The organism is Pseudomonas sp. 05N434 (genome assembly GCF_056396965.1).
Genome location: NZ_JBFTMK010001045.1, coordinates 1 through 589, shown reverse-complemented (window position 1 = coordinate 589; position 589 = coordinate 1). Strand labels below are relative to the sequence as shown.

The following is a 589-nucleotide window of genomic DNA, read 5'->3' as shown; positions in this document are numbered from 1 at the left end:
TCCCATCGTCGTTACGCTGGTATCGGTGACATCATCAAAGTTACCGTGAAGGAAGCAATTCCTCGCGGTAAGGTGAAAAAAGGCCAAGTGATGACTGCTGTTGTAGTCCGCACTCGTCACGGCGTTCGCCGTGCAGATGGCTCCATTATCCGCTTTGATGGCAACGCTGCTGTTCTTCTGAACAACAAGCAAGAGCCGATCGGCACCCGTATCTTTGGGCCAGTGACCCGTGAACTTCGTACTGAGAAGTTCATGAAGATCGTCTCGCTCGCCCCAGAAGTGCTGTAAGGAGATCCGACATGCAAAAGATTCGTCGTGACGACGAGATCATCGTGATCGCCGGCAAAGACAAAGGTAAGCGCGGTAAGGTGCTGAAGGTTCTTGCTGATGACCGTCTGGTCGTTGGTGGTCTGAACCTGGTCAAGCGTCATACCAAGCCTAACCCGATGTCGGGCGTACAGGGCGGTATCGTCGAGAAAGAAGCGCCACTGCACGCTTCCAACGTCGCCATCTTCAACGGCGAAACCAACAAGGCTGACCGCGTTGGTTTCAAAGTAGAAGACGGTAAGAAAATTCGTGTCTTCAAGTC

The 589-nt window shown here is 52.8% G+C and carries 2 protein-coding genes; both read left to right on the top strand.

The window, feature by feature from the left end; genetic code table 11:
- Positions 1–288, top strand: a 288-nt coding sequence (rplN, locus tag AC1DLB_RS31620; protein ID WP_057433686.1) for a 50S ribosomal protein L14, incomplete at its 5' end; no start/stop codon positions are given.
- A gap of 11 nt (positions 289–299) precedes the next feature.
- Positions 300–589: 50S ribosomal protein L24 (gene rplX, locus AC1DLB_RS31615; protein WP_477786481.1), on the top strand; the 290-nt coding region annotated here is incomplete at its 3' end.